This is a genomic window from Streptomyces sp. NPDC006643 (assembly GCF_042870175.1).
Lineage (GTDB): Bacteria > Actinomycetota > Actinomycetes > Streptomycetales > Streptomycetaceae > Streptomyces.
Genome location: NZ_JBIAHA010000013.1, coordinates 50,973 through 77,776, shown reverse-complemented (window position 1 = coordinate 77,776; position 26,804 = coordinate 50,973). Strand labels below are relative to the sequence as shown.

Here is a 26,804-nt window from a genome sequence, read left to right as displayed (position 1 = left end):
TCCGCACTGCCGTCGGGCGCGCGGTCACACCGTCCAGCCCGGTTCGAGCTGGACGACGTCGCCCGCCAGCGCCGCCACGTCCGCGGCGGTCTGCGCGCGCAGCGAGAGCCGTTCCACCCGCTCGATCCGGTACTTGCCGTGCTCGGCGGCCGACTGCCACATCGAGAGCACCAGGAACTCGTTGCCCGGCGCGTCACCGAACACCCCGCGCACCATCCCCGGCGAGCCGGCCATCGCCGGATTCCACACCTTCTCCTGCATCAGCGCGAAGTGCTCGACACGGTCCTCGTGGACCTTGCAGTGCGCGATCCGGACCACGTCCGCGTCGGTGAACCTCGGCTCGAAACCCGTCTTCACATCGAAGCGGTAGTCGAAGAGCTTGGCCTGGGCGTCCCTGAACGTGCCCGACTGCGCCGCGGCCAGCCGGTCGTGGGAGCGCGCCATGAAGGAGTCGTAGAAGGCACGGCTCTCCCAGAACGCGAAGACGTGCGCCACCCCCGGCCGCCCCCTGCTCCACCCCCCGCCCTGTCCCCGGAATCCCGGCTCACCGAGCAGCCCCGCCCATTTCCGCTGCCCCCGTTCGAAACCACGTCGGTCCGTCACCGTGCAGCGAATCCACTTGACCAGCACCGCGCCATCGTACGGCGCCGGACGTGGCCCAGGTCACGCTCCCGGCACCCCGTTCCAGGCTCGCGCGACGTGGCGAGTCATGGCCAAGAGACGTTCAACTGACCGGTACGGGGGGTGTGTTGTCGGTCCCGCGCACTAGCCTTGTACACAGAGCTATTGGACGCACGGAGGGGATGACCGGTGAGCAGCAGTCTCAAGAGGGGCGTCGAGAAGGTTGAGGTCACCCTCAAATGGGATCCGAGCCCGCTGGGCCGGCCGCCGCACGACTTGGACATCGTCGCCGCGACGTACACCTCGGACGCGCCGAGCGACCGTCCGACATATCTGGTGCACTTCGACAGCCGCTCCCCCGACGGGACGATCATCCTGGAGAGGGAGAGCCGGACGGGCCAGGGGTTCGGCTCCGACGAGGTGATGACGCTGGAGCTGGACCGGCTGGGCTCGGACTACGCGCGGGTGGTGGTGGGGGTCGTCATCCAGCAGCGCGAGGGCCGGCGGGCGTTCGCCGACATATCGCGTCCGGCCGTCCAGGTCATGGAAGGTCTCGTGGAGCTGACGGCGAGCGACTTCGCCGATGTCTCCGGGGCGACGGCGGCGACGGTCGCCGAGTTCACCAGGGACGAGTCGGGTACGTGGGACTTCCGGCCGATACTGCGAGGCTTCGACGTCGCCGATCCGCAGGAGTTCACCGAGCGGATGGGCGGGGCCTGACAGGGCCGGCCCACCGGGCCGTCTGATCGCGGACGGGGCGTCCTCCGCGGCGCACGCCATGCGCGACCGCCCCACGCCACGCGAGAGGGGCGCCGGCACCTGCCGACGCCCCTCCGCTCAGGACCTACGTCCCGGGACGGGACTCACTCCCGCCCGTTGTCAGCTGCAACCGCTCGTCGATCCGCAGCCCTCGCAGATGTAGCAGGAGCCCGCCCGCTGCATCTTCGTACCGCACGAGAAGCAGAGCGGCGCGTCGGCGCTGATGCCGAGCTGCATCTCCACGAGCTCCGCCGAGGTGTGTGCCTGCTTCGGAGCCGGTGTCCCCGCCTCGATCGATGTCGCGACCGGACCCACCGACTTCAGCGGCTCCACATGGCGTGGGGCGGACTGCGCCAGGCTCTCGACGTCCATCCCCTCCTCGTCGTCCATGGACGGCTCGTACGAGCCGGTCTCCAGGTGACGCTGACGCTCGTCGGCCGAGTGGATCCCGAGGGCCGACCGCGTCTCGAAAGGTAGGAAGTCGAGCGCGAGGCGACGGAAGATGTAGTCCACGATCGACTGGGCGAGGCGCACGTCCGGGTCGTCCGTCATACCGGCCGGCTCGAAGCGCATGTTGGTGAACTTGGAAACGTACGTCTCCAGCGGGACGCCGTACTGAAGTCCCACGGACACCGCGATCGAGAAGGCGTCCATCATGCCCGCGAGGGTCGACCCCTGCTTGGACATCTTCAGGAAGACCTCGCCGAGACCGTCGTCCGGGTAGGAGTTCGCCGTCATGTAACCCTCGGCGCCGCCCACCGTGAACGAGGTGGTGATGCCGGGACGGCCCTTGGGCAGGCGCATCCGGACCGGGCGGTACTCGACGACCTTCTCCACCGCCTGGCGGATGGTGTCCTCGGCCTTCTCCGCGACCTGTTCCTTCTTCTTCGCGGAGAGCGGCTGGCCGACCTTGCAGTTGTCGCGGTAGATCGCCAGCGCCTTGACGCCGAGCTTCCAGGCCTTGAAGTAGACCTCTTCGACGTCCTCGACGGTGGCCGTCTCCGGCAGGTTCACCGTCTTGGAGAGCGCGCCGGAGATCCACGGCTGGATCGCCGCCATCATCCGGACGTGGCCCATCGCGGAGATGGACCGCTCGCCCATCGCGCAGTCGAAGACCGAGTAGTGCTCGGGCTTCAGGCCGGGCGCGTCGATCACGTTGCCGTTCTCGGCGATGTGGGCGACGACCGCCTCGATCTGCTCCTCCTGGTAGCCCAGGCGGCGCAGGGCCTGCGGCACGGTGCCGTTGACGATCTGCATCGAACCGCCGCCGACCAGCTTCTTGAACTTGACCAGCGCGAGGTCGGGTTCGAGGCCGGTGGTGTCGCAGGACATCGCGAGACCGATGGTGCCGGTGGGTGCGATGACCGACGCCTGCGCGTTGCGGAAGCCGTTCTTGGCGCCGAGACGGATGACGTCCTGCCAGGCCTCGGTGGCCGCGGCCCAGATCGGGCTGTCGAGGTCGTCGACGTGCACGGCCGCGCTGTTGGCGTCCGCGTGCTGCTTCATGACGCGCTGGTGCGGCTCGGCGTTACGGGCGTAGCCGTCGTACGGGCCGACGACCGCCGCCAGTTCGGCGGAGCGCTTGTACGACGTGCTCGTCATCAGCGAGGTGATGGCGCCTGCGAGGGCGCGCCCGCCGTCGCTGTCGTACGCGTGGCCCGTCGCCATCAGCAGGGCGCCGAGGTTGGCGTAGCCGATGCCCAACTGACGGAAGGCGCGGGTGTTCTCGCCGATCTTCTGCGTCGGGAAGTCGGCGAAGCAGATGGAGATGTCCATCGCCGTGATGACGAGTTCGACGACCTTGGAGAAACGGTCGATCTCGAACGACTGGTTTCCCTTGTCGTCGTCCTTGAGGAACTTCATGAGGTTCAGCGAGGCCAGATTGCACGACGTGTTGTCCAGGTGCATGTACTCGCTGCACGGGTTCGAGCCGTTGATCCGGCCGGATTCCGGGCAGGTGTGCCACTGGTTGATCGTGTCGTCGTACTGAATGCCGGGGTCGGCACAGGCCCACGCGGCCTCGGCCATCTTACGGAAGAGGGACTTCGCCTCGACCTCTTCGATGACGTCGCCGGTCATCCGGGCGCGCAGCCCGAACTTGCCGCCGGATTCGACGGCCTTCATGAACTCGTCGTTCACCCGGACCGAGTTGTTGGCGTTCTGGTACTGGACGGACGTGATGTCGTCGCCGCCCAGGTCCATGTCGAAGCCCGCGTCACGAAGCGCGCGGATCTTCTCCTCTTCCTTCACCTTGGTCTCGATGAAGTTCTCGATGTCGGGGTGGTCGACGTCGAGGATGACCATCTTGGCCGCACGGCGCGTGGCACCGCCGGACTTGATCGTCCCGGCGGAGGCGTCGGCACCGCGCATGAAGGAGACGGGGCCCGAGGCGTTGCCGCCGGAGGAGAGCAGTTCCTTGGAGGAACGGATCCGCGAGAGGTTCAGGCCGGCGCCGGAGCCGCCCTTGAAGATCATGCCCTCTTCCTTGTACCAGTCGAGGATCGACTCCATGGAGTCGTCGACGGCCAGGATGAAGCAGGCCGAGACCTGCTGGGGCTGCGGCGTGCCCACGTTGAACCACACCGGCGAGTTGAAGCTGAAGATCTGGTGCAGGAGGGCGTACGCCAGCTCGTGTTCGAAGATCTCCGCGTCCGCCGGCGAGGCGAAGTACGCGTTCTCCTCGCCCGACTTCCGGTACGTCTTCACGATCCGGTCGATGAGCTGCTTGAGGCTCGTCTCGCGCTGCGGCGTGCCGACGGCCCCGCGGAAGTACTTGCTGGTGACGATGTTGACCGCGTTCACCGACCAGAAGCCGGGGAACTCGACGCCACGCTGGTCGAAGTTGACCGAGCCGTCGCGCCAGTTGGTCATGACGACGTCCCGGCGCTCCCAGACCACCTCGTCGTACGGATGCACGCCGGGGGTCGTGTGGATTCGCTCGATACGCAGGCCCTTACCGCCCTTGGTTCCCTTGCTCCGGGAACCTCGTGCCGTCGGACCGCTCGCCGTCTCTGTCATGCCGCCTCCCATATACAGGCGAAAACGCCCTGAAGTGCCACGTTCTTCCCATGGCACAGTGATGTGTCCATTGCCACGCACGCCGCGTCGGGCGCTCGTGGCGGGTCTCATCGCCGCTGGAGCGTCGATCGCCAATGATCGGTCGCTGAGCTGTCGCGATAGGTCGGTAACCGATCGATGACCGATCGGCCGTCACCCTTCATGCATCAGCCTTCATGCATCGGTGACGGTGAGCCGGTGCCGGTACCGCGGTGCGGTCAGTCGGCAGCGGTGACGGGTTCGGGGACCGAGGGGGTCGCGCCGGGCCCGCCTTCCTCAGTAGGAGGCCGCGTACGCAGCTCCGCCACGGCGGCCTCGAAGTCTTCGGGCGAGTCGAACGCCCTGTATACGGATGCGAAGCGCAGGTACGCGACGAGGTCGAGCTCCTGCAAGGGGCCGAGTATGGCCAGCCCTACATCGTGGGTGGTCAGTTCGGCGCTGCCGGTGGCGCGCAGCGCTTCCTCGACCCGCTGGCCGAGTTGGGCGAGAGCGTCCTCGGTGACCGGTCGTCCCTGGCATGCCTTGCGCACACCGGAGATGACCTTGGTACGGCTGAAAGGTTCCGTGACTCCGCTGCGCTTGATCACCATCAGCGAGGCGGTCTCCACCGTTGTGAAACGGCGGGAGCAGTCGGGGCACTGACGGCGGCGTCGGATGGACGTCCCGTCGTCGGTGGTGCGACTGTCGACGACACGGCTGTCGGGATGCCTGCAGAAGGGACAGTGCATGGCTTCCGACCCTCCTTCACAGCACGACTGAGAAGCCTCGACGGGCCCTGGACGGGCCCTGCGAAGCAGTCTCCAGCATAGGCGATGGCCTCCGGCAGGAAAGACCCGGGACCACTACTTCTGGGCGACTGAGCCAATCCAACCACTACATGTGGGGTCGGCGCACGCTTCGGAGCGGTCGCGCGTGTCGCGGTGGGCGGCGGATCGACGGCCGTACGGCGCCGGGCGCGGGGCCGCGCGGGGCCGCGCGGGGCGACGGTGGGAGGCGGTCCGGCACGAGAGTACGGGAGCCCGGAACGTACCGCGATTCCGGGCCGCCCGATGAGAGACTGGGCGCTGTCGGCCCGGCCGTGACGGCGGTGAGGATTTCCGCAATGAGCCGTGGACGGCCCGTGGATGAGCGCGGGACAACCCGCGCGGAGGGCGCCGAATACGCGCCACATACACCCCGGATATTGCCACGTCAGCGCTTCCGGGGATTTTCACTCGAACGTGTGTTTGGCGCAACCTTTCGAAAGCAACTACCGTTGTCCAGCTAGGGAGAACATTTCGAGAGGGGCCGATGTGACCACTACCGCAGACAGCGCCACCATTACCGCCCAGGACCGCTCCCAGAGCCGAGTCGAGCCGGTGCATGCCATGAATGACGCAGCCACGAATCCGGAGGGCGTAAAGCCCACTCGCTCGCTGCCCGGCCGACCTCCTGGAATCCGGGCGGACAGCTCCGGTCTCACGGACCGGCAGCGGCGGGTCATCGAAGTCATCCGCGACTCGGTGCAGCGGCGGGGATATCCGCCGTCGATGCGCGAGATCGGCCAGGCCGTCGGCCTGTCCAGCACCTCCTCCGTCGCCCATCAGTTGATGGCTCTGGAGCGCAAGGGATTCCTGCGCAGGGATCCGCACCGGCCCAGGGCCTACGAGGTCCGGGGCTCCGACCAGCCCAGCACCCAGCAGACGGACACGACCGGCAAACCCGCCGCGTCGTACGTGCCGTTGGTCGGCCGGATCGCGGCGGGCGGACCGATCCTCGCCGAGGAGTCCGTCGAGGACGTGTTCCCCCTCCCCCGCCAACTGGTCGGTGACGGCGAGCTGTTCGTCCTCAAGGTCGTCGGAGACTCGATGATCGAGGCGGCCATCTGCGACGGCGACTGGGTGACCGTCCGCCGCCAGCCGGTCGCGGAGAACGGGGACATCGTCGCCGCGATGCTGGACGGCGAAGCCACCGTCAAGCGCTTCAGGCGCGAGGACGGCCATGTGTGGCTGCTCCCGCACAACGCGGCGTACCAGCCGATTCCCGGCGACGACGCGACGATCCTCGGCAAGGTTGTGGCGGTCCTGCGGCGGGTGTGAGGGCTCGCCGGCATCAGGCCGGCCCCGGGACCTACTGCGCCGGTCCCGGGGCCTCGCTGTGCCCGCCACGCGCTCGCCAAGGGCCCGCCGCGCGCCCGACGGTGAGCCGGGCGCCCGACGGCGGGCCGGGCCCGGAATTGGCCTACTGACCCTCCGACTTGGCCCGCGCGTCGATCGCGGCCAGCGAGCGACGGGCCTGATTGCGGTCCGTCGTGTACCAGAAATCGGGCATCGAGGCCCGCAGATAGCTGCCGTACCGCGCGTTCGCCAGCCGCGGATCCAGTACGGCCACGACACCGCGGTCCCCCGAGGCCCGCACCAGCCGGCCGGCGCCCTGGGCCATCAGCAGGGCGGCGTGCGTGGCGGCCACGGCCATGAAGCCGTTGCCACCGGCCTGCTCCACCGCCTTCTGGCGGGCGCTCATCAACGGGTCGTCGGGACGCGGGAACGGAATCCGGTCCATCACCACCAGCTGTGAACTCGGCCCGGGGACGTCCACGCCCTGCCAGAGCGAGAGCGTGCCGAACAGACACGTCGCCGGGTCGGCCGCGAAAGCCTTGATCAACTCACCGAGGGTTTCCTCGCCTTGGAGCAGGATCGGATTGTCGAGTCTGCCGCGCAGTTCCTCGGCGGCGGCCTGTGCGGCCCGCATCGAGGAGAACAGTCCGAGCGTACGGCCGCCCGCCGCCTCGACCAGTTCCGCCAGCTCGTCCATCATGTCGCCGCGCGAACCCTCCCGGCCGGGCGGCGAGAGATGCCGCGCGACATAGAGAATTCCCTGCTTGGGGTAGTCGAAGGGCGAGCCGACGTCGATGCCCTTCCACTGCGGGACGTCCTCCCCCTCCGTCCCCTCCGGGGCCAGGCCGAGCGACGCGCCGACGCCGTTGAAGTCACCGCCGAGCTTGAGCGTGGCGGAGGTCAGGACCACCGAGCGCTCGCTGAAGAGCTTCTCCCGCAACAGGCCCGACACGGAGAGCGGAGCGACCCGCAGCGACGCGCCGAACCGGTCGTGGCGCTCGTACCAGACCACGTCCCACTCGCTGCCGTTGGCGATCCGCTCGGCGACGCTGTGGATGGACTCGACGGACGCGAGAGCCTGCTTGCGTACGGCGTCCTCGTCCTGCACGGACTTGTCCCGGGTGGCGCCCATCGCCGAGATCACCGTGCGCGAGGCGTCACGCAGTGCCATCAGCGCGTAGCCGAGGTCCTCGGGGATCTCTTCGAGGCGGCCGGGGAGGGCCAGCTCCATCAGCCGCTCGAATGTCTCGGCGGCCGTCTGGAGCGAGTCGGCCGCCTTCTCGTTGACCAGCTTGGCCGCGCGGCGCACCGCGCGGTTGACCTGGCCGGGCGTGAGCTCCCCGGTGGCGACCCCGGTGACCCGCGACACCAGCTCATGGGCCTCGTCGACGATCAGCACCTCGTGCTGCGGGACGACGGGGGCTCCCTCGATCGCGTCGATCGCCAGGAGCGCGTGGTTGGTGATCACGACGTCGGCGAGCTTGGCCCGCTCGCGTGCCATCTCGGCGAAGCACTCGGCGCCGTAGGCACACTTCGTCGCGCCCAGACACTCGCGGGACGACACGGAGATCTGCGCCCACGCCCGGTCGGAGACACCCGGCGTGAGATTGTCCCGGTCGCCGGTCTCCGTCTCGTCCGCCCAGTCGCGCATCCTCAGCAGATCCTGGCCGAGCTTGCTCGTGGGCGCCGCCGCCTCGAACTGGTCGAAGAGCCCGTCTTCCTCCTCCTGCGGCACACCCTCGTTGAGCCGGTGCAGACAGAGGTAGTTGGAGCGGCCCTTGAGCATGGCGTACTCGGGCCGCCGCCGCAGCAGGGGGCTCAGCGCGTCGACCGTGCGCGGAAGGTCGCGCTCCACGAGCTGCCGCTGGAGGGCCAGGGTCGCGGTGGCCACCACGACACGCTCGCCGTGCGCCAGCGCGGGCACCAGATAGCCGAGTGACTTTCCGGTGCCGGTGCCGGCCTGCACGAGCAGATGGGAGTTGTCGTCGATGACCTCCGCGACGGCCTCGGCCATGGTGACCTGGCCTGGGCGTTCCACACCGCCGACAGCGGTGACGGCGGCATGGAGGAGCTCGGAGAGAGATGGCTTCGTCATAGCCCGACCACCCTACGGCTCACCACTGACAACAGCGATCACGTCCCGTGCGCACCGCCCGCCGGGAGGGCGAGCGGATTGGGCACCGTGCCGTGCACGGCGGCGTGCGGGCGGTCGGCGCGGTCGCGGTATCCGTCGAGATGCAGCCGGTTGCGGTTGAGACAGAGGCGCGCGATACGGGGTGTGAGCAGGTCGAACGTCTCGAAGCGGTCCTTGAGTTCGGGGAACCGGGCGTGGTGGCGCAGGATTTCGGCCCGTACGAGTGACCAGAACGTCCGCTCGGGGACAGCCAGTTGTTCCTGGCACAGCGGTGCGAGGAAGCGGAAGACGCCGACGAAGAGCCCGGAGTGGATGAACTGGGTGAGGAAGGACGGCTCTTCGGTAAGGAGGGTGTCCCTGACCTCCCGCGGCATCGTCTCGTGCTCCGGCAGCGGCCGGGCGCTGATGTTCACGTCGTCCACGAAGTCCTTGATCGCGAGGCGGACGGGGACGTCGCTGTCGTCGAAGACGACGACGGCGTTCTCGCCGTGCGGTGAGAAGACGGTGCCGTAGCGGTAGAGGAAGCGCAGCAGAGCCGGCAGCAGCGCGGCGAAGAGGCGGCGGAGCCAGACCTCGGCGGGGAGCCCGGACCGTTCCACCAGCTCGGCGGTGAAGGAGCGGCCCAGTGGATCGGTGTGCAGGAGCGACGCGAGGGTCCGGGCGCGTTCGCCGGGGGCGAGCCGGGACGGGAGGGGTTCGCGCCAGATCGCGCCGAGGAGCTCCTTGTACTGGTACGGGACCTCGGGGAGGTGGTCGTAGAGGGGGTGGGTCACGGTCACCGACGCCACCTCTCCGAGCAGGATCACTCCGCATTCGTCGCGGAGGAAGGGGTCCGACTCGTACAGCCCGTGCATCCAGGCGGTGACAGCCGGGGCGGCGAGCGTGCGTTCGGTGGGCAGGCCGCGCCAGACGAGGGTGTTGAGGATGGACAGGGGGAGTTTCACCGTGTGGCGGTCGGGCCGGGTGGTGTTGAGGAAGGTACGGATGGACTGCTGCGGCAGTCTGACATCGCCGTCGGTGGGGAGCGGGACGATCGCGCCGGTGGCGATCTCGGCGGCGTAGAGGGGCAGCAGCACCTCGTCCCACTGCCAGGGGTGTACGGGGAGATAGAGGTACGCGTCCGGGTCGAGGCCGCGTGAGCGGAGCTCGGAGGCGAAGGCCTCGCGGGTGGCGGGGTCGAGTTCGGAGCCGTAGAGCTGCTCGGGAGAGGCGAGGGAGGGGACGCCCCGGTAGGCGGCGAGGGTGGTGCTGACCGCCAGCCAGGGGAGCCGGGAGGGCGTGCGGGACTCGGGCGCCCAGCGGGTGGAGTCGACGGCGGAGAAGCCTATGCGGCCCTTGTTGAGTATGAGCCAGGGGTGGCCGGTCTGGTGGCCTTCGAGGTCGGCGTAGTCGAGGTCGGCGAGCTGCCCCGCGGTGAGCGCGGTGCCGTCGATTCTGGCGTCGGCGACGAGGGTGGCGTTCAGTTCGCGGACCAGATGGCCGAGGGTGGCGCCGTCGATCGCCAGTAGGCGGCGCGCGAGTACGAGGAAGCGGAGGGGGTCCCGGAACGGTTCTCCGGCGTACTCGACGGAGTGGGGGTCGACGCGCCAGGCGCCGTACGCGCCGCGTCGGGCCGCGAAGGTGAGGGGGGTGCCGTCGTCGAGCGCGAGCGTGTAGCGGCCGGGCGCCGCGCCGTTGGAGCCGGCCTGTGCGACGGGGGCGATGATCTCCTCGTACGCGAATTCGCCGAGGAGTTTCGCGAGGAGGCGGGCGGCGGCTCCGGCCCAGAGCCGCGGGGTCAGCTCGGGCGGGGTGAACAGGCGGGCGGGGTGCGGGTCACCCGGGCCTTCATCGGGGCCGAGGTCGGGGTCGGGAGTGTCGGCTCGGGGGCTGTTGGTGGTGGTGGGACCGCTGCCGGTGGCGGAAGCGCGTGTGGTCGGGGATGTCGGCAAAGGGACTCCTCGGGACGGAACCGATGTGGGTCGTGCGGTGTATGGAAAGCAGCGGGTCGTTCACAGCAGGTCTCGCAGGGCTCGTTCGCGGATCATGAGGGCGGCTCTTTTGGCGGGGAGGTCGAGTTCCGCGGCGAAGCGGAAGCCGGCGCTGAGGAAGGCGGAGACGGAGGGGGTGTTGCGCAGGTCCGGTTCGGCGATGACCCGGCCGCAGTGCGGCCGGTGGTCCAGAACGAGTTCGGAGACGGCTCTGAGCAGAGTGGTGCCGACACCACGGCCGCGGTCGGCCACACCCCCGACGAGGAGATGGAGTCCGGTGTCATGAGGACGGGCGGGGTAATGGCGGGCAAGAGGATCGAGATCGGCGCGGTAGAGCTCCCAATAGCTCATGGGGACACCGTCGAGCACGCCCAGGCACGGGACGCTGCGTCCGTCGCCGCGCAGTTGGGCGCGCAGATGGCCGGCGGTGACGTCCTCGGGGCCGGCCAGTTCCCAGAAGGCGGCGACGGCCGGATCGTTCATCCAGCGGCTGATGAGGGTCAGGTCGCGCTCCACGCGTACGGGCACGAGCTGGAAGACGCCGACGGACGTGCCGGCCGCGCCCCACCTGGCGGGGAAATCGAGGAGGGCGGACTCACCCGCGCCGCCCGGCGGCCGTGTCCCGGCCGCCACCGGCTCACCGGCGCCGAGCAGCGCGACGAGTTCCTCGGTCAGTCGCAGGTCGAGTGTGTCCTCGGCGCCCCCGGCCAGGTGCGGTCCCGGGCCGGTTCCGGTGCTCGTACCGCTGCCGGTGCCCGCGTCGGTAGGAGGCATGGTGACGGTCTCCTCTCGGCGGTTCGGACGGGGGCGCGTACGGATCAGTGGCGAAGGGGGTTGGCGATGGTGATGTAGACGGACTGGGTGTCGACCGGGCCGACGAGTTCGTCCAGCCCGTGCAGCCGGGTGAGCATGTTGGCCTTGCAGCGCAGCGTGGTCGCCTCCAGGAGTTGGCCCGGGAGGGGTGAGCCGAGCGCCACGTCCCTGGTGAGGAAGCGGCGGAAGGCCGCGATGAGTACGCGTTCGTCGGCGAGGCGTTGGGAGCCGAACGCCCCGATCAGACCGAAGACGTTGTTGATGGCGAGGTAGTAGGCGAAGCGCTCGTCGGTGATGTCGTCGGGGACGAAGGTGTCGCTCACCGCTCCGATGCCGGGGAGGCGGCGATCGAGCGCGGCGCGGCGGGATTCGCGGAAGTAGTAGCCCTGATTGTCCCGGTAGCGTCCGCCGACGGGCCAGCCGTCGGGGTCGAGCACCACCAGGGTGTTCTGCTGGTGGGCCTCCAGGGCGACCCCCGCCATGGCGTCGAGCCAGAGCACCGGGCGTACGACGTGGTCGAGGTAGCGGAGGAACCACTCGGCGGCGACCGCGCCGGCGGGCCGACCGGTGCGGGCGACGAGGCACGTCACGATGTCGGCGAGGCGCGAGTGGGTGTCCGCGCGGCCGGGCCAGGGGCGCGGGGTGACGAGTCCGGCGACGCAGACGGCGTCGTTGTCGGGGCGGAACGGGTTGTGGCGCAGCATCACGTCGAGCCCGGCGACGGGTTCGCCGCCGGGAGTGTCGACGGCGAGCCAGGCCGGGTCGCGCACGATGTCGAAGCCGGGATGCGCGGTACGCCACTGCTGGGCGAGGCCGCCGCGCAGCAGCCGGTGGACCTCGACGCCGCGGTGGAGTTCCTTACGGAGGTTCTCGCGGCGGGAGTTGGTGATGCGTACGCCGAGGGACAGCTTGAGCATGGCGGGGGCGCCGGTCCGGTGCACCGTCCGGACGGAGGAGGTGGGGTACCAGGGGGCGCCGTGCGGCCCGAGGTCGTGGAGCAGGCCGGCGTCGAGGAGCGCGCGTACTTCGGGGCGCTGCGCCAACTCGCGTGCCTGCCACGGGTGGAGCGGCAGCGGGACGGTGTGGTCGGGGAGTGTCAGGTCTCCCGCGAGCCGGGTGGTCAGCTGATCCGCGTGTACGGCGCGGCCCTGTTCGGTCCAGGCCGAGTCGGTGGCGAGCACGGACCGGTCGACGGCCATCCAGTGGAGGGGGAAGGAGCCACGCAGTTCGGGCGAGAAGTGACGGTGCTCGGTGTCGGAGAGCCCTTCGCGGCTCTTGGGGGTGGGATGGAGCGGATGACCGAGGAGGAGCGACTGTTCGGCGGTGAGGAAGAGGTCGGTGCCGACGGGGTCGGGGTTCGCCCGGCGGTTGGTGAGGAAGTCGGCCGTACGACGGGCGGAGTCGGCGACCCTCGCGACCAGTTCGGTGCCTTGGCTGTGACCCGACTCGCGGCCGAGGAGGGCGGCGACGGTGACGGCGTCGGCGGGGGTGGAGCGCGGTCCCGCGCTCTCCAGGAGGGGCATTCCGAAGCGGTGCCAGCCGGTGGCCGACCAGTAGCGCACAGGGACCAGGAGGGCGGTGCCGCTCGCGTCGAGCGGGATTCTGAGGGTGTTCCCCTCCGGCCGGGGGACGTCGCTCTCCCTGATCCAGCACCGCAGCAGATTCTCGACGGTCGCGGCGTCGGCGGCCCGTCGCGGATCCGGGTCGTCGAGATGGTCGGGGTGGTCCGGCAGGTCGGCCGCCGTCAGGTCGGTGGCGGGGTCCGTGGGACGCGTGCCCGGTGTGCGGGCGTCCGCGTCCGCCCGGTCGCCCGGCGGCAGTTGGCGGGGCAGCGTGGCCACGCCGATCGTCACGGGCGCGACCGTCGCCTGGGCATGCGGGTCGCCCGGTCCGAGGTCCTGGGTGAAGGAGCGACCGAGGATCTCGGGCGCGTCGGATGTGGGGGTGGAGTAGTTCAAGGGAGGGCTTCCTTGTGTGGGGGCCGGGTCAGGGAGCCGGTGTGGTCGCTGACCGGTGGTCTTTCCGGTGGTCGTCACGGCGGTGGTCCCCGGACCGGTGGGAGGGGTCACCGACGGGGGCGACGAGCGGTACCGGCGAAGGAAGTTCGGTCACGGCCACGGCTGTCGGTCCTCCCGCGGGAACGGTTACGTCACACGTCGACGCGGCGGGTCGAGCGCCGCGGGTGGGTGTGATGAACGCCGGCGCCGAGTCCCCCGTAGGTACCAACGACGGGAGGCTGCCGGGATCACGGCCGATCGGAAGATCCTTCACCGGCGGAACCGTGCCCCTGCCGTCGGCCGTCCCCAACGGCACCGGCATAGTGGGGGCCGACTTCCGGCTCAGGTCGCCATGACCGGGCCGATCCGTCCGGTTCAACCCGGTTGATCCGTCAGTTCAGAACAGTTCCGAAGTCCCAGGGGGATCCCGACATGCGAGCCATTCGCCCACCGTTCACCACTCGCCGTGGGAGGAGCGCGCGGCGTAGAAGCTCTTCCGCCGTCGCGATCGCCTCGTTCGCGGCGGCCCTGGCTCTGACGGCCACCGCCTGCGGCCCCACCGAGGACACGAACTCGGCCGACAAGCCCAGTGGTTCGACCGGCGAGTCCTCCGGCGACAAGATCACCATCCCGGCCGATCTCCAGGAGCGCCTCAAGGAGCGCGGGATCGACCTGGACAAGTGGCGGGACGGCGAGTGGAAGAACTGGGACAAGGACAAGTGGCTCCGTGAGGCACGGGACTACGTCAATCCGATCATCGAGGGACTCTGGGACCCCGACCGGATGCGGGAGGCCGAGGAGCCCGACAAGCCGGTGGAGGAGCAGGACATCTCCGGTGACGCCGGCGTCACCGACCCGACTCCGCAGCCGGTGGAGGCGACGGCGGTGAGCGCGCCGTACGACGGGGACGTACCCGAGGCGGGCAAGCTCTTCTTCGACGGTCCCGAGGGCTCGATGGTCTGCTCGGCCACCGTGGTGCAGGACCCCGCCAACCCCGGTAAGTCCAACATGGTGTGGACGGCGGGCCATTGCGTGCACGCGGGCAAGAGCGGCGGCTGGTACCGGAATATCGCCTTCGTCCCGTCGTACAACAACAGCGACCTGCCGATATCGGAGTTGGAGACCGCCGCCAAGGAGGAGATCGCCCCGCACGGCATCTGGTGGGGCAAGTGGGCGCAGACCTCCGAGGAGTGGATCTCGGAAGGGGCGCCGACGGGTGGCCTGGGCGCTCCCTTCGACTTCGCGGTGATCCATGTGACGCCGGAGAAGGGCAGTGACGGCAAGTCGCTGGAGGAGACCGTCGGCGCGGCGCTGCCGGTCGACTTCAACGCACCGGCCACGCCGGAGATCGACTCGATGACGGCGACCGGCTATCCGGCGGCGCCGCCGTTCGACGGCCAGAAGCTCTACCAGTGCGCCGACAAGCCGGGCCGGCTGTCCGTCAACGCCCAGGACCCGACGATGCACCGCATCGGATGCACGATGACCGGCGGTTCGTCCGGGGGCGGCTGGATCGCCGACGGCCCGGACGGCAAGCCCGCCCTGGTCTCGAACACCTCGATCGGCCCGGTGACCGCGGGCTGGCTGGCGGGCCCGCGACTCGGTGACGAGGCCAAGGGCATCTACGAGGCGGTCAGCGAGAAGTACGCCGGCCAGTAGGACCCGGCGGACCGGTAGGCCGGTGAGCCGTCCGCCGCATCTGCCCGGTGCGGCCGACGGCGGACCGTACGCCTATCCTCGTGCCCCCTGTTCCGCGGGCCCGGAATCGGCCCGCGGAACAGGGGTGCGCGGCGCAGGGCGGTCCCGACTCAGGACCACCCCTGCGCGTGACACGTTCATGGCAAGTGACTCAAGATTTTCAGGGGGAACGTTCTCATGCGATCCATACGTCCGTTGCTGGCCGCGACCAGCCTCGCCGCGGCCCTCGCACTGACGGCCACCGCCTGCGGCGGCGGCAGCGACGACAAGGCGGCGGACAAGGCCGCCGCCTCGACTCCCGCCGCCGACGCGGGAGGTCCGGAGATACCCGCGGATCTGGCCGACCGGCTCAAGGAGCACGGTGTCGACCCGGAGAAGTGGAAGGACGGTGAGTGGAAGAACTGGGACAAGGACAAGTGGCTGCGCGGCGCCAAGGACTTCGTCAACCCGGTCATCGAGGACCTGTGGAAGCCCGAGCGGATGAAGACGGCGAAGTCGCCGACGAAGACCCTCGCCGTCGGTGACATCTCCGGCGACCAGGACGTCACCGACCCCGAGCCCCGGCCGGTCCAGGCCGAGCCGGAGAAGACGCCGTACACCGACCACGCGGCGCCCGTCGGCAAGGTCTTCTTCGACTCCCCCGAGGGCTCGATGGTCTGCTCGGCCACCGTCGTCAAGGACCCGAAGAACCCGGGCAGGTCCAACCTCGTGTGGACCGCGGGCCACTGCGTGCACGCGGGCGCGGGCGGCGGCTGGTACCGCAACATCATGTTCGTCCCCGCCTACAACAACACGGGGAAGTCCGCCGACGCGCTCCAGAACGCGCAGCCGCAGGAGATCGCCCCGTACGGGCAGTACTGGGCCGACTGGGTCGCGACCTCCAACGAGTGGATCAACGACGGCGGTCCGAACGGCGGCGACGGAGCGGCGTACGACTACTCGGTCATGCACGTCACCCCGGAGAACGGCGGCAAGTCGCTGGAGGAGACCGTCGGCGCGGCCCTGGACGTCGACTTCGACGCCCCCGAGGCGAGCACCATCGGCAGCCTGGGCGCGTGGGGTTACCCCGCGGCCCCGCCGTACGACGGGCTGATCATGCACAAGTGCGTCGACAACGCCGGCCGGCTCTCCATCGCCACCGGTACGCCCACGATGTGGCGCATCGGATGCACGATGACCGGTGGTTCCTCCGGCGGCGGCTGGTTCGCGGCCGGACCCGACGGCGACTCGGTGCTGGTCTCCAACACCTCGATCGGCCCGGTCACTTCGGGCTGGCTGGCCGGACCCCGGCTCGGTGAGGGCGCCGAGCAGCTCTACACGATGATGAGCGACAAGTTCGCGGGCCGGTAGGCCCGCCCGTGTCAACGGCGGAAGGCCCGCGCCCTCGCGAGGAGGGGGCGGGCCTTCCGTCGTTACGGCCTGCGTCAGCCGATCGCGGGAACCGGCACGTACGCGGCGAGCGCCGCGGCCAGTTCCTCGTGGACCTGTGCCTTCAGCATCGTGCCCTCCGGGGTGTGCTCCTCGGACAGCACCTCACCCTCGGCGTGCACCCGTGAGACCAGACCGCCGTCGGTGTACGGCACCAGGGCCTCGACGGTGATCTCCGGCCTGGGCAGCTCGCTGTCGATCAGCGCCAGCAGCTCGCTCATCCCGGCGCCGGTACGCGCCGACACGGCGATCGCGTGCCGCTCCATCCGCAGCAGCCGCTGGAGGACCTCCGGGTCCGCCGCGTCGGCCTTGTTGATCACCACGATCTCGCGTACGTCGACAGCGCCCACGTCACGGATCACCTCACGCACGGCGGCCAGCTGCTCCTCCGGCGCGGGGTGCGCGCCGTCGACCACATGCAGGATCAGATCGGAGTCTCCGACCTCCTCCATGGTCGAGCGGAACGCCTCCACGAGGTGGTGCGGCAGATGCCGGACGAACCCGACGGTGTCGGCCAGCGTGTAGATCCTGCCGCTCGGCGTCTCGGCCCGGCGCACGGTCGGATCCAGGGTGGCGAACAGCGCGTTCTCCACCAGGACGCCCGCGCCGGTGAGGCGGTTGAGCAGCGAGGACTTGCCCGCGTTCGTATATCCGGCGATCGCGACCGACGGCACCCGGTGGCGCCTGCGCTCCTGCCGCTTGATCTCGCGGCCCGTCTTCATCTCCGCGATCTCCCGGCGCATCTTCGCCATCTTCTCGCGGATCCGCCGCCGGTCCGTCTCGATCTTGGTCTCACCGGGACCACGCGTGGCCATACCGCCACCGCCGCCGCCACCCATCTGCCGGGACAGCGACTGACCCCAGCCGCGCAGCCTCGGCAGCATGTACTGCATCTGGGCCAGCGCGACCTGCGCCTTGCCCTCTCGGGACTTGGCGTGCTGGGCGAAGATGTCCAGGATCAGGGCCGTACGGTCCACGACCTTGACCTTGACGACATCCTCAAGATGGATGAGCTGGCCGGGGCTCAGCTCACCGTCGCAGACAACCGTGTCCGCGCCGGTCTCCAGCACCAGGTCGTACAGCTCGCGGGCCTTGCCCGAGCCGATGTAGGTGGCCGGGTCGGGCTTGTCACGCCGCTGAATGACACCGTCCAGGACCAGCGCGCCGGCCGTCTCGGCCAGCGCCGCCAGCTCGGCGAGCGAATTCTCGGCTTCCTGCACGGTCCCCGTGACCCAGACGCCGACGAGCACCACACGCTCCAGGCGCAGCTGCCGGTACTCGACCTCGGTGACGTCTTCGAGCTCGGTGGAGAGGCCCACCACGCGCCGTAGCGCCGCGCGGTCGGAACGCTCGAACTGGTCGCCGTCCCGCTGTTCGTCGATCTCTTGGCTCCAGGCGACGTCCTCTTCCATCAGGGCATCGGCCCGAAGGCTGTCCGTGCGGGGGTCCGCGGCGATCTGCTCATCCTGGGAAGGGGAAGAAGAGGAGGTCATTGGATCCTTACGTCGAAGAGAGTGTTCGGGTGGTGGACAGAAGGCTGCCCACCCACATCGGTCACAACGCGTAACGATCCGGATTGATTCCCGGCGCCACGGGCCCGGCGCCCCCGTCCCGGAATCCCGGTCGGCGGCGCCGCCGACCCCTTGATGGTGGCACGTCACCGCCGGGACCGTCATATGGGTTTCCCGCCCTACTTCGCCGCCGCGCTCTTCCAGTCCGGGTGCCCCGGCATCGGCGGCGTCGTCGGCCCGTACAGCCACGCCTGGAAGAAGTCCGACAGGTCACGCCCCGCGATCTCGGACGCCAGCCGCGTGAAGTCCGCCGTGCTCGCCGTCTTGTCCCGGTGGTCGCGCACCCAGTCCCGCTCCAGCCGCTGGAACTCCCCCGCGCCGATCTCCTGGCGCAGCGCGTAGAGCACCAGCGCGCTGCCGTCGTAGACCACCGGCCGGAAGAGGCTGAGCTGCTTGCCCGGCTCGGGCGCCTTCGGCGCGGCCGGCGGACCGCCCGCCGCGCGCCAGCCGTCGGACTGCCGGTACGCCTCGCGCATGCGCTTGTCCAGCGGCTTGTCGGCGTGCTCCTGCGCGTACAGGGCCTCGTACCAGCTCGCGTGCCCCTCGTTGAGCCAGAGGTCCGACCACGCGCGGGGCGAGACGCTGTCGCCGAACCACTGGTGCGCCAGCTCGTGGACCATGAGCGAGTCGACGTACCACTCCGGGAACTCGGGCCGGGTGAACAGCGAACGCTCGAAGAGCGAGAGCGTCTGCGTCTCCAGCTCGAAGCCGGTCTGGGCGGCGGCGATCAGCAGGCCGTACGTCTCGAACGGATACGGCCCGACCTGCCGCTCCATCCACTCCAACTGCCCCGGCGTCTTCGCCAGCCACGGCTCCAGCTTCGCGCGGTCGGCCGCCGGGACCACGTCGCGCACGGGCAGTCCGCGCGGCCCCTTCCGGTGCAGCACGGCCGAGTCGCCGATGGAGACCTGCGCCAGCTCGGTGGCCATGGGGTGGCGGGTGCGGTACGTCCAGGTGGTGGTGTCGCCGCGGCGGATCTTCGCCTCCGGCAGTCCGTTGGCCACGGCGGTGAGCTTGCCGGGGGCGGTGACACGGAAGGTGAACACGGCTTTGTCGGCGGGGTGGTCGTTGCCGGGGAAGACACGGTGCGCGGCGTTCGCCTGGTTGGCCATCACGAGGCCGTCGTCGGTCCGCACCCAGCCGCCCTTGCCGCCCGTCGGGTCGCTGGTGTGGGTGACCGTGACGCGTACGGGCGAGCCCGCCTCGACGGGCTCGCGCGGTGTGACCACCAGGTCTTCCCCGGCGGTCGCGTGGTCGGCACGCGCGCCGTCGACCTCGACGGAGCGGACGACGCCATGGGTGAAGTCGAGGTTGATCCGCTCCAGCCGCGTGGTCGCGCGAGCGTCGATCCTGGTGATCGCGTCCAGCGGCTCGGTGTTGTCGCCGCGGTAGGTGAGACCGATGTCGTAGGAGAGGACGTCGTACCCGGGGTTGCCCAGGTGCGGAAAGAGCGGATCGCCGATACCGAGGGGTTCCGGGGCGGCGGCGGGGAGCGTCGCCGCGACGAGGGTGGCCGACGCGGTGGCCAGCAGGGCGGCGCGCAGCCGGCGGGAGGTGAGCAGCATGGACCACCGCTACCAGCGCGCGGCATATGTATGAGGGCGGCGCGCTTCATCCCCACCCGAAAGAGGAGGGCGTGCCTCAGTTACGGGGCGCCGTTTCGGCGCGTCCCCGCCGGGGCCCGGCCGGTGCTGTCAGGAGGCAGGTTCGGGGTGCGCGCGGCGTACGTCGAAGACACCCGGCACGTCCCGCATCGCACGCATCAGACCGGCCAGCCCCGCCGCGTCGGGCAGCTGAAGCGTGTACGTGTGCCGGACCCGCTGCTCGCTCGGCGGCTCCACGTTGGCCGACACGATCGCCGCGCCCGCCGTGGCGATGGCCTCGGTCAGATCGGCGAGCAGCCGTGGCCGGCCGAAGGACTCCGCGTACAGGGTGACCCGGCACTCCGCCTCGTCGCCCCAGCTCACCGCGATCGGCGAGCGGCCGAGCGCGGCCATCCGGCCGACGGCGGAACACTCCACGCGGTGCACCGTGACGGCGCCGCCGCGCACCGTGAAGCCGGTGACGTCGTCGGGCGGTACGGGCGTGCAGCAGCCCGCGAGCCGTACGGACGCGTCCTCGGGCGCGTCCACGACCACGTTGGCCACGCCCCGCCGTCCCGCCGTGACGGCGCCGGGCGCCCGGGGCTCGGACTCCGGTGTCTTCAGGCCCTCCGGGTTGGCGGCGAGCCAGCCCGCGATCGCGATCCGCGCGGCGGGCGTACGGGCGTGGTCCAGCCACTCCGGAGAGGGCCCCGGGGCGGCCTCCTCCGGCTCCCGCGCCTGCTCCGCCGCCGGCCCGGTGCTTTCGTCGTCCTTCGTCCGAACGGGGCCGTGGGCCAGCAGCAGTTGCACCGTGTCGCCGTCCACCAGGACCGTACTCAGCGTCGCCAGACGGCCGTTGACGCGCGCTCCGATGCATCCGTGGGCGCCGTCGCCGTACTGGGCGTACGCCGCGTCCACACATGTCGCGCCCGCGGGCAGCCCCAGCATGCCGCCGTCGGCGAGGAAGACGCTGATCTCCCGGTCCTGGGCGAGATCGGCGCGCAGCGTCGTCCAGAAGGTGTCCGGGTCCGTGGCCGCCTCCTGCCACTCCAGGAGGCGGGACAGCCAGCCGGGCCTGGTCGGGTCGGCGCGTTCGCCGTCGGCCGGCTCCGCCCCGTCGACGGGCGTGTACGGGTTGCCCAGCGCGACGACGCCCGCCTCGGCGACCTTGTGCATCTGGTGCGTACGAATGAGGACTTCGACGACCGCGCCGTCGACGCCGGCGACCGCCGTGTGCAGTGACTGGTACAGGTTGTACTTGGGGGCGGCGATGAAGTCCTTGAACTCGGAGATCACCGGCGTGAAGCAGGTGTGCAACTCCCCCAGCACGGCGTAGCAGTCGGCGTCCTCGCCGACCAGGACGAGCAGCCGGCCGAAGTCCGTGCCGCGCATCTCGCCGCGTTTCAGGCGGGCGCGGTGCACCGAGACGAAGTGCCGTGGCCTGACGACGACTTCGGCGGTGATGCCGGCCTCGCGGAGCGTGCGTCGCACGTCCTCGGCGATCGTCTCCAGGCTCGGCCCCGCGGTGGCCCGGTCGGCGATGACCTCGCGGGTGCGCTCGTACTCCTCCGGCTGGAGGATCGCGAAGACCAGGTCCTCCAGCTCGGTCTTGAGCGCCTGCACACCGAGCCGCTCGGCGAGCGGGATGAGGACGTCGTGGGTGACCTTGGCGATACGGGCCTGCTTCTCCGGCCGCATCACACCGAGGGTGCGCATGTTGTGCAGCCGGTCGGCGAGTTTGATCGACATGACGCGGACGTCGTTGCCGGTGGCGACGAGCATCTTGCGGAAGGTCTCGGGCTCGGCGGCGGCGCCGTAGTCCACCTTCTCCAGCTTCGTCACACCGTCGACCAGATAGCAGACCTCGTCGCCGAACTCCGCGCGGACCTGATCGAGCGTCACATCCGTGTCCTCGACGGTGTCGTGGAGCAGGGACGCGGTCAACGTCGTGGTCTCGGCGCCGAGTTCGGCGAGGATCAGCGTGACGGCGAGCGGATGCGTGATGTACGGCTCACCGCTCTTGCGGAACTGGCCGCGGTGCGACATCTCCGCCAGTACGTACGCCTTGCCCAGCACCAGCAGGTCGGCGTCGGGGTGGTGTGCGCGGTGGGCGTCGGCGACATGGCCGATCGCGTCCGGCAGCCGGTCCCTGGACGCGGGTCCCAGCAGCGCGGCCCTGCCGAGTCGGCGGAGGTCGATACTGGTACGGCCGCGCCTGCGGCTCCGGGCACCAGGGCTGGTCGCCTCTGCGCTCATGGGGCACCTCCGGCAGCGTCGACCGGCGGTGGGAGGGACAGGAACGCCCTCCCGGCCGGTGCTTGATGCTACCGACCCCACCACGTGCCTCGGTCCACCTCTCCCCCAGCGTGAAACGGATCACCCATTCGAGGGAACCTGTGGGCGGGGTCGGCGGAGTTCAGAGCGTGTCGAGCCGCTCCGCCCACTGCGCGTCGAGCACTCCCTCGGCGACGATGACGGCCGGGCCGGTCATCTCGATCTCGCCGTCGGGGTGTTCGGTGATGACGAGCCGTCCGCCGGGCACGTCCACGGTGTACGTGACGGGCTCGCCCGTCACCGCGGGGTTGAGGCCGTCCCTGCGCGCCGCCGCGACGGCGACGGCGCACGCGCCCGTACCGCAGGACCGCGTCTCGCCCGAGCCGCGTTCATGGACGCGCATGGCGACGTGGCGCGGGCCGCGCTCGACGACGAACTCGACGTTCACACCGTCCGGATAGACCGTGGCGGGGCTGACGGGCGGGGCGGTGAACAGATCTCCCGCGTGGGCGAGATCCTCCACAAAGGCGACGGCGTGCGGATTGCCCATGTTGACGTTCCGCGCGGGCCAACCGCGGTCCCCCACAGCGACGGTGACGTCGTCTTCGGTAAGGAGGGCGCGTCCCATGTGGGCCGTGACCGACACCGGACCGGCCGGCCCGCCGCTCTCGGCGTCCTTGGCGATGTGCACCTTCTTCACGCCGCCACGGGTGGCGACGGCGAGGTCACCGGCCTGGACGAGACCGGCGCGCCGCAGATACCACGCGAAGACCCGAACCCCGTTGCCGCACATCTCGGCCATGGATCCGTCGCCGTTGCGGTAGTCCATGAACCACTCGGCCCGGTCGGCCATCGACCGCGCCTCGGGATGCGCGGCGGTCCGTACGACACGCAGCAGCCCGTCGCCACCGATACCGGCCCGGCGGTCGCAGAGCTTCGCGACGGCGGAGGCGGACAGGGCGAGAGCGTTGTCCGGGTCGGGCACGATCACGAAGTCGTTCTCCGTCCCGTGCCCCTTGAGGAAGGGGATCGGTGACGACTGCGCGGCGGGCCGGTAGGTACTCACACGTCAATCGTACGAGGTGGGACCGACAGCGCGAACACGGAAGGGCGGGGCCGCCCGTGCGCGGACGGCGTGCCGCCGCTCAGCGGAGGCGCGCGACCCGCCAGACGGCGAGAGCGACGAGCGCGGCGCCCCCGGCCACGTACAGCGCGAGAACCCGCCAGTCCGGGCGCTCACCCGACCCGCGGGCCGGCAGACCGGGCCAGGCGTGGCCGACACGGCGGGCGGCCATCATGCCCCAGCCCGCGGCGCAGCAGCTGATCAGCAGGCCGAGCATGGCGACGACGGCGCCGCCGTCGCCCGTACCGAAGGCGAGGGGGAAGGCGAACATCAGCGAGCCGATGGCGGCGAGCATCACGATGGGTGCGAGCTGCCAGATCCGCAGGCGTCGCTGCGGACGCAGCTCGACCTCCACCTCGGGAGTCACCGCGTCTTCGTCGGGTCCATCAGGACTCAGCCGTGGTGCTTCGTCCGGTGGGTCCTGAGTCCCCTGATCCGTGTTGCGAGGGCCGGCCTCCATCGCCACGCGCCCTCCCAACTCGGACTCCACTGGTCGATCGATGCTCGATGATGGCACGGCCCCGGGCACCGGATTGACGGCCTGAGCGTCCCGATGCCATCACGTGATCAGGCTGTGACCGCTCGTTCGACCAACGTCAGCGCGAGGTGCGGGAGTTCCTCCCGGTCGACGGCCGCACCGCTCAGCCAGTGCACGCGCGGGTCGCGGCGGAACCACGAGTCCTGACGGCGTGCGAAGCGTTTCGTGGCGCGTACGGTCTCGGCGCGCGCCTGGTCCTCGGTGCAGTCCCCGGCGAGGGCCGACAGCACCTGCTGGTAGCCGAGCGCGCGCGAGGCCGTACGCCCCTCGCGCAGGCCGCGCGCCTCCAACTCGCGCACCTCGTCCACGAGGCCGGCCTCCCACATACGGTCGACGCGCAGCGCGATGCGCGCGTCGAGTTCGGGGCGTGCCACGTCGACGCCGATCTGCACGGTCTCGTACACCGCGTCATGACCGGGCAGATTGGCGGTGAACGGCTTCCCGGTGATCTCGAACACCTCAAGGGCGCGCACGATGCGGCGCCCGTTGCTCGGGAGGATCGCGCGGCCCGCCGGGGGGTCGGCGGCGGCCAGCCGGGCGTGCAGGGCACCGGAGCCGCGCAGCTTCAGTTCCTCCTCCAGCCGGGCGCGTACCTCGGGGTCGGTGCCGGGGAAGTCGAGGGCGTCGATGGCGCCTCTTACGTAGAGGCCGGAGCCGCCGACGAGGACGGGGGTACGGCCTTCGGCGAGGAGCCGGTCGATCTCGATCCTGGCCAGCCGTTGGTACTCGGCGACGTTGGCCGCCTCGGTGACGTCCCAGATGTCGAGGAGATGGTGCGGGACGCCGCGGCGCTCCTCGGTCGTCAGCTTGGCGGTGCCGATGTCCATCCCTCGGTACAGCTGCATGGAGTCCGCGTTGACGACCTCACCGTCGAGTTGCCGGGCGAGATGCACGCCCAGATCGGACTTGCCGGCCGCGGTGGGGCCGACGACGGCGATGACCCGGGGTGCTGGCGCTGCGCTTCTCACGGCCCCAGTCTCGCAAACCCGGTGGCCGGTTCCCGAACGAGTTACGTGACGGCCGCCTGTCCGGGGTCGTTGGCCGTTGCGAGATTCCGGCTGCCGGTTTCGGGCCGGTGCCACGGGGCGGCGCAACGGGACGCTCCGGGCGACGCGGGATTTCGCCCGCACGAGTAGCATATGGAGCAGATATGGGTGTTTTTGAGCGACTTCGTCGGAAGTCCAGGCGGACGGCCGAGGAGGCCGGGTCGGCTTCTTCGGCGACCGGCGCCACCTCGACCGAAGCCACCGCGGACGGCGGCTCTGGGGCGGCGGAGGCCGCCTCGGGGATCGACCCGGACAGCGATACGGTTGCGGGCGGGGACCACGCCACCGACGGTGGTACGAACGCCTCGGAGAATTCGGAGAGCGTCGACATCCCGAAGCAGCAGACCGTCGACGAGGCGGCCGACAACGAAGCCGGCGAAGGCGCCCGCAAATAACCCGGCACAGAGCCGACAGCCCCCACCGGGGGCTTCGAGGGAAGGCGACCCATGAGCTTCCTTGACTCACTGAAGGCCAGACTGTCCCCGGCCAAGGACAAAGTCTCCGACCTCGCGCAGCAGCACGGGGGAAAGATCGGGGAGGGCCTGGACAAGGCCGCCAAGACGGTCGACCAGAAGACCAAGGGCAAGTACAGCGACAAGATCGAGTCCGGGACCGGGAAGGCCAAGAACGCGCTGGAGCGGATGTCCCACAAGGACGGCGACACCGGGACCCCGCCTTCCTCCCCGCCGCCGCCCCCGGCCTCCTGAGGCCCCACTGAGCCCCGCCCGACGCCCCCGACGGGCGACGGCGGGGCGAGGGACCAGCCGGGACGAGCCGCAGGAGTGACGGCGACGGCCGCGAAGCGCCAATGGTGCTTCGCGGCCGTCGCCGTCCTGTTGTCGCCGGGGCCCGCCGCCTCCCTCAGACCTGGACCGCGGCCAGAAGGTGATCCGTGGGGCCGTAATCGATCTTCCAGTCGGCATAGATCCCGCGGAATCCGTCCATGACGCACCGCAGCCCCACGGTCACCCAGCGGACCGATCCGTCGTCCCCGAGTGAGAACGCGACCGCGGCCTCGAACTCCTCGCTCCCGCACGGGCATCCGGCCGGACCGGGCTCGTCGCCCTCCCAGGACTCCTCGTTCCAGTACTCCTCGCTGTCCGCGACGAACGCACGGCTGCCGCAGCCGGCGCACTCGCGTTCCGCGCCGGAGGAGTTGACCAGTACGCGGAACACCCGACCGCCGCACGCCTCGCAGACGGCAGGGACGATCCTCACCGGGCGTATGTCGTCGGCATCCCGGAGGAACTCCGCCAGTGGCGCGGGAACGCCCGCGTCGACCTGATCATCAGCATGCACGGGCACATCGTTCCAGATCTCCTCCCCCTGCCAACCGCCCGCTACGACCAGGTCGCCACGAGGTAACCCACGCCGTACGGAGCGGCCTCGTAGAGCAGGGCGCCGCCCAGGCCCGCCCCCCGCGCCGCGCCCGCGAGGACCTGCCAGCTCGGGCGGCCCGCCGCCTGCAACTCGGTCGCCAGCCGCACGTCCAGCGCCGCGAGCGCCGCGGTGTCGGCCTCGGCCAGCGCCCGTGCGACCTCGGCGTCGAACGCGGCGGCGCGCTCGTCGAGATAGCCGGGCGCCTTGAGCGTGCGGCACGCGCTGGCGTCGCCCATCGCCAGCAGTGCCACCCGCTCGTCGCGCGCCGCGATGTCCCTACCGCTTCTGATACACCGCTCGGCGTCGAGTGGTTCCCGCACGCCGATGCCCTGGACCGGCGAGGCGGACCAGGCGACGTTCCCGAGCAGCCAGGCGGCGACGGCCAGCGAGGTCGGCAAGGTCGGTGAATCGTCGCCGCTTCGTCCGTCGCGGGGACCGGGGCCCGCCTGCGTCCCGTCGAGTGTCACGTCGACGTCCACCCCGTAGCCCCGGAAGGAGCCGTGCGCGCCCTGCGAGTACGGCTCCAGGTCCCGCGGGCCCGGCGCCGGCCCGACGACGATCAGCCGATCGGGCCGGGAGGCGGCGAGCACGCCGAGAGCGTCGGCGCACGCGTCCCGCGCGGCGTCGAGTTCCGGAGCGGCACCGGCGGCCAGGGCGGGGACGAGCAGGGGCGGACAGGGGCATACGGCGGCGGATACGAGCATGCAGCGCACACT

21 protein-coding genes are annotated in these 26,804 nt (G+C 70.5%); 6 read left to right on the top strand and 15 right to left on the bottom strand.

All coding sequences use genetic code 11. The features are described 5' to 3' along the window. Window positions 1–24: 24 nt before the first annotated feature. A complete protein-coding gene (locus ACFYNU_RS18950) occupies window positions 25–630 on the bottom strand; it encodes a YdbC family protein (protein WP_356591898.1) in 606 nt (201 codons plus the stop codon). A 180-nt stretch (window positions 631–810) separates the two neighbouring features. Here ACFYNU_RS18950 and ACFYNU_RS18945 point away from each other — a divergent pair, with 180 nt between their 5' ends. After that, complete coding sequence (locus tag ACFYNU_RS18945) at window positions 811–1,341, top strand: TerD family protein (protein WP_356591900.1); 531 nt, start codon at window positions 811–813, stop codon at window positions 1,339–1,341. A gap of 159 nt (window positions 1,342–1,500) precedes the next feature. Here ACFYNU_RS18945 and ACFYNU_RS18940 read toward each other — a convergent pair whose 3' ends face one another. Together ACFYNU_RS18940 and nrdR are read right to left on the bottom strand one after the other, a co-directional pair. Beyond that, window positions 1,501–4,398 (bottom strand): vitamin B12-dependent ribonucleotide reductase, encoded by a 2,898-nt coding sequence (locus ACFYNU_RS18940; RefSeq protein ID WP_356591902.1) that lies wholly within the window; start codon window positions 4,396–4,398, stop codon window positions 1,501–1,503. Between the two features lie 257 nt (window positions 4,399–4,655). After that, complete coding sequence (gene nrdR, locus ACFYNU_RS18935) at window positions 4,656–5,165, bottom strand: transcriptional regulator NrdR (RefSeq protein WP_356591904.1); 510 nt, start codon at window positions 5,163–5,165, stop codon at window positions 4,656–4,658. A 564-nt stretch (window positions 5,166–5,729) separates the two neighbouring features. On the opposite strand from nrdR, the gene lexA reads away from it, so the two are divergent. Continuing rightward, window positions 5,730–6,515, top strand: coding sequence for a transcriptional repressor LexA (gene lexA, locus ACFYNU_RS18930; protein WP_031229318.1), 786 nt, complete (start codon window positions 5,730–5,732; stop codon window positions 6,513–6,515). 142 nt (window positions 6,516–6,657) lie between these two features. On the opposite strand, the gene ACFYNU_RS18925 is transcribed toward lexA, so the two are convergent. The 4 genes from ACFYNU_RS18925 to ACFYNU_RS18910 all read right to left on the bottom strand — a co-directional run bounded on the left by ACFYNU_RS18925 (window position 6,658) and on the right by ACFYNU_RS18910 (window position 13,408). Then, entirely contained in the window at window positions 6,658–8,628 is a 1,971-nt protein-coding gene (locus ACFYNU_RS18925) for an ATP-dependent DNA helicase (protein ID WP_356591907.1), read from the bottom strand. A gap of 38 nt (window positions 8,629–8,666) precedes the next feature. Continuing rightward, window positions 8,667–10,466 (bottom strand): IucA/IucC family protein, encoded by a 1,800-nt coding sequence (locus ACFYNU_RS18920; protein ID WP_356592014.1) that lies wholly within the window; start codon window positions 10,464–10,466, stop codon window positions 8,667–8,669. A 192-nt stretch (window positions 10,467–10,658) separates the two neighbouring features. Next, on the bottom strand, window positions 10,659–11,411 hold the full coding sequence (locus ACFYNU_RS18915) for a GNAT family N-acetyltransferase (RefSeq protein ID WP_356591909.1): 753 nt from the start codon (window positions 11,409–11,411) through the stop codon (window positions 10,659–10,661). A gap of 44 nt (window positions 11,412–11,455) precedes the next feature. Continuing rightward, window positions 11,456–13,408 carry an IucA/IucC family protein gene (locus ACFYNU_RS18910; RefSeq protein WP_356591911.1) on the bottom strand — a complete coding sequence of 651 codons (1,953 nt, stop codon included), beginning with the start codon at window positions 13,406–13,408 and terminating at the stop codon, window positions 11,456–11,458. A 471-nt stretch (window positions 13,409–13,879) separates the two neighbouring features. On the opposite strand from ACFYNU_RS18910, the gene ACFYNU_RS18905 reads away from it, so the two are divergent. Next, on the top strand, window positions 13,880–15,106 hold the full coding sequence (locus ACFYNU_RS18905; RefSeq protein WP_356591913.1) for a hypothetical protein: 1,227 nt from the start codon (window positions 13,880–13,882) through the stop codon (window positions 15,104–15,106). 216 nt (window positions 15,107–15,322) lie between these two features. Next, window positions 15,323–16,495: a hypothetical protein gene (locus tag ACFYNU_RS18900; RefSeq protein WP_356591915.1), complete on the top strand. Its 1,173-nt coding sequence runs from the start codon at window positions 15,323–15,325 to the stop codon at window positions 16,493–16,495. 74 nt (window positions 16,496–16,569) lie between these two features. Here the strand turns inward: ACFYNU_RS18900 and hflX are convergent, their stop codons facing one another. The 6 genes from hflX to miaA form a co-directional block, all read right to left on the bottom strand. Beyond that, on the bottom strand, window positions 16,570–18,066 hold the full coding sequence (hflX, locus tag ACFYNU_RS18895; RefSeq protein ID WP_356591917.1) for a GTPase HflX: 1,497 nt from the start codon (window positions 18,064–18,066) through the stop codon (window positions 16,570–16,572). A 197-nt stretch (window positions 18,067–18,263) separates the two neighbouring features. Further along, window positions 18,264–19,709: a M1 family metallopeptidase gene (locus tag ACFYNU_RS18890; protein ID WP_356591919.1), complete on the bottom strand. Its 1,446-nt coding sequence runs from the start codon at window positions 19,707–19,709 to the stop codon at window positions 18,264–18,266. Window positions 19,710–19,838: 129 nt separating this feature from the next. Continuing rightward, window positions 19,839–21,983: an HD domain-containing protein gene (locus ACFYNU_RS18885; RefSeq protein WP_356591921.1), complete on the bottom strand. Its 2,145-nt coding sequence runs from the start codon at window positions 21,981–21,983 to the stop codon at window positions 19,839–19,841. A 160-nt stretch (window positions 21,984–22,143) separates the two neighbouring features. Next, complete coding sequence (dapF, locus tag ACFYNU_RS18880; RefSeq protein ID WP_356591923.1) at window positions 22,144–23,067, bottom strand: diaminopimelate epimerase; 924 nt, start codon at window positions 23,065–23,067, stop codon at window positions 22,144–22,146. Between the two features lie 79 nt (window positions 23,068–23,146). Continuing rightward, a complete protein-coding gene (locus ACFYNU_RS18875; RefSeq protein ID WP_031229322.1) occupies window positions 23,147–23,584 on the bottom strand; it encodes a hypothetical protein in 438 nt (145 codons plus the stop codon). A gap of 107 nt (window positions 23,585–23,691) precedes the next feature. Beyond that, window positions 23,692–24,630 carry a tRNA (adenosine(37)-N6)-dimethylallyltransferase MiaA gene (gene miaA, locus ACFYNU_RS18870; RefSeq protein WP_356591925.1) on the bottom strand — a complete coding sequence of 313 codons (939 nt, stop codon included), beginning with the start codon at window positions 24,628–24,630 and terminating at the stop codon, window positions 23,692–23,694. Between the two features lie 182 nt (window positions 24,631–24,812). Here miaA and ACFYNU_RS18865 point away from each other — a divergent pair, with 182 nt between their 5' ends. Next, window positions 24,813–25,103 carry a hypothetical protein gene (locus tag ACFYNU_RS18865; protein WP_356591927.1) on the top strand — a complete coding sequence of 97 codons (291 nt, stop codon included), beginning with the start codon at window positions 24,813–24,815 and terminating at the stop codon, window positions 25,101–25,103. A gap of 51 nt (window positions 25,104–25,154) precedes the next feature. Then, the gene (locus ACFYNU_RS18860; protein WP_356591929.1) at window positions 25,155–25,415 is read left to right on the top strand and encodes an antitoxin; all 261 of its coding nucleotides are present in this window, start codon (window positions 25,155–25,157) and stop codon (window positions 25,413–25,415) included. A gap of 154 nt (window positions 25,416–25,569) precedes the next feature. Here ACFYNU_RS18860 and ACFYNU_RS18855 read toward each other — a convergent pair whose 3' ends face one another. Both ACFYNU_RS18855 and ACFYNU_RS18850 read right to left on the bottom strand, forming a co-directional pair. Then, on the bottom strand, window positions 25,570–26,007 hold the full coding sequence (locus tag ACFYNU_RS18855; RefSeq protein ID WP_356591931.1) for a hypothetical protein: 438 nt from the start codon (window positions 26,005–26,007) through the stop codon (window positions 25,570–25,572). 41 nt (window positions 26,008–26,048) lie between these two features. Further along, window positions 26,049–26,792, bottom strand: coding sequence for a hypothetical protein (locus ACFYNU_RS18850; protein WP_356591933.1), 744 nt, complete (start codon window positions 26,790–26,792; stop codon window positions 26,049–26,051). Window positions 26,793–26,804: the final 12 nt, after the last annotated feature.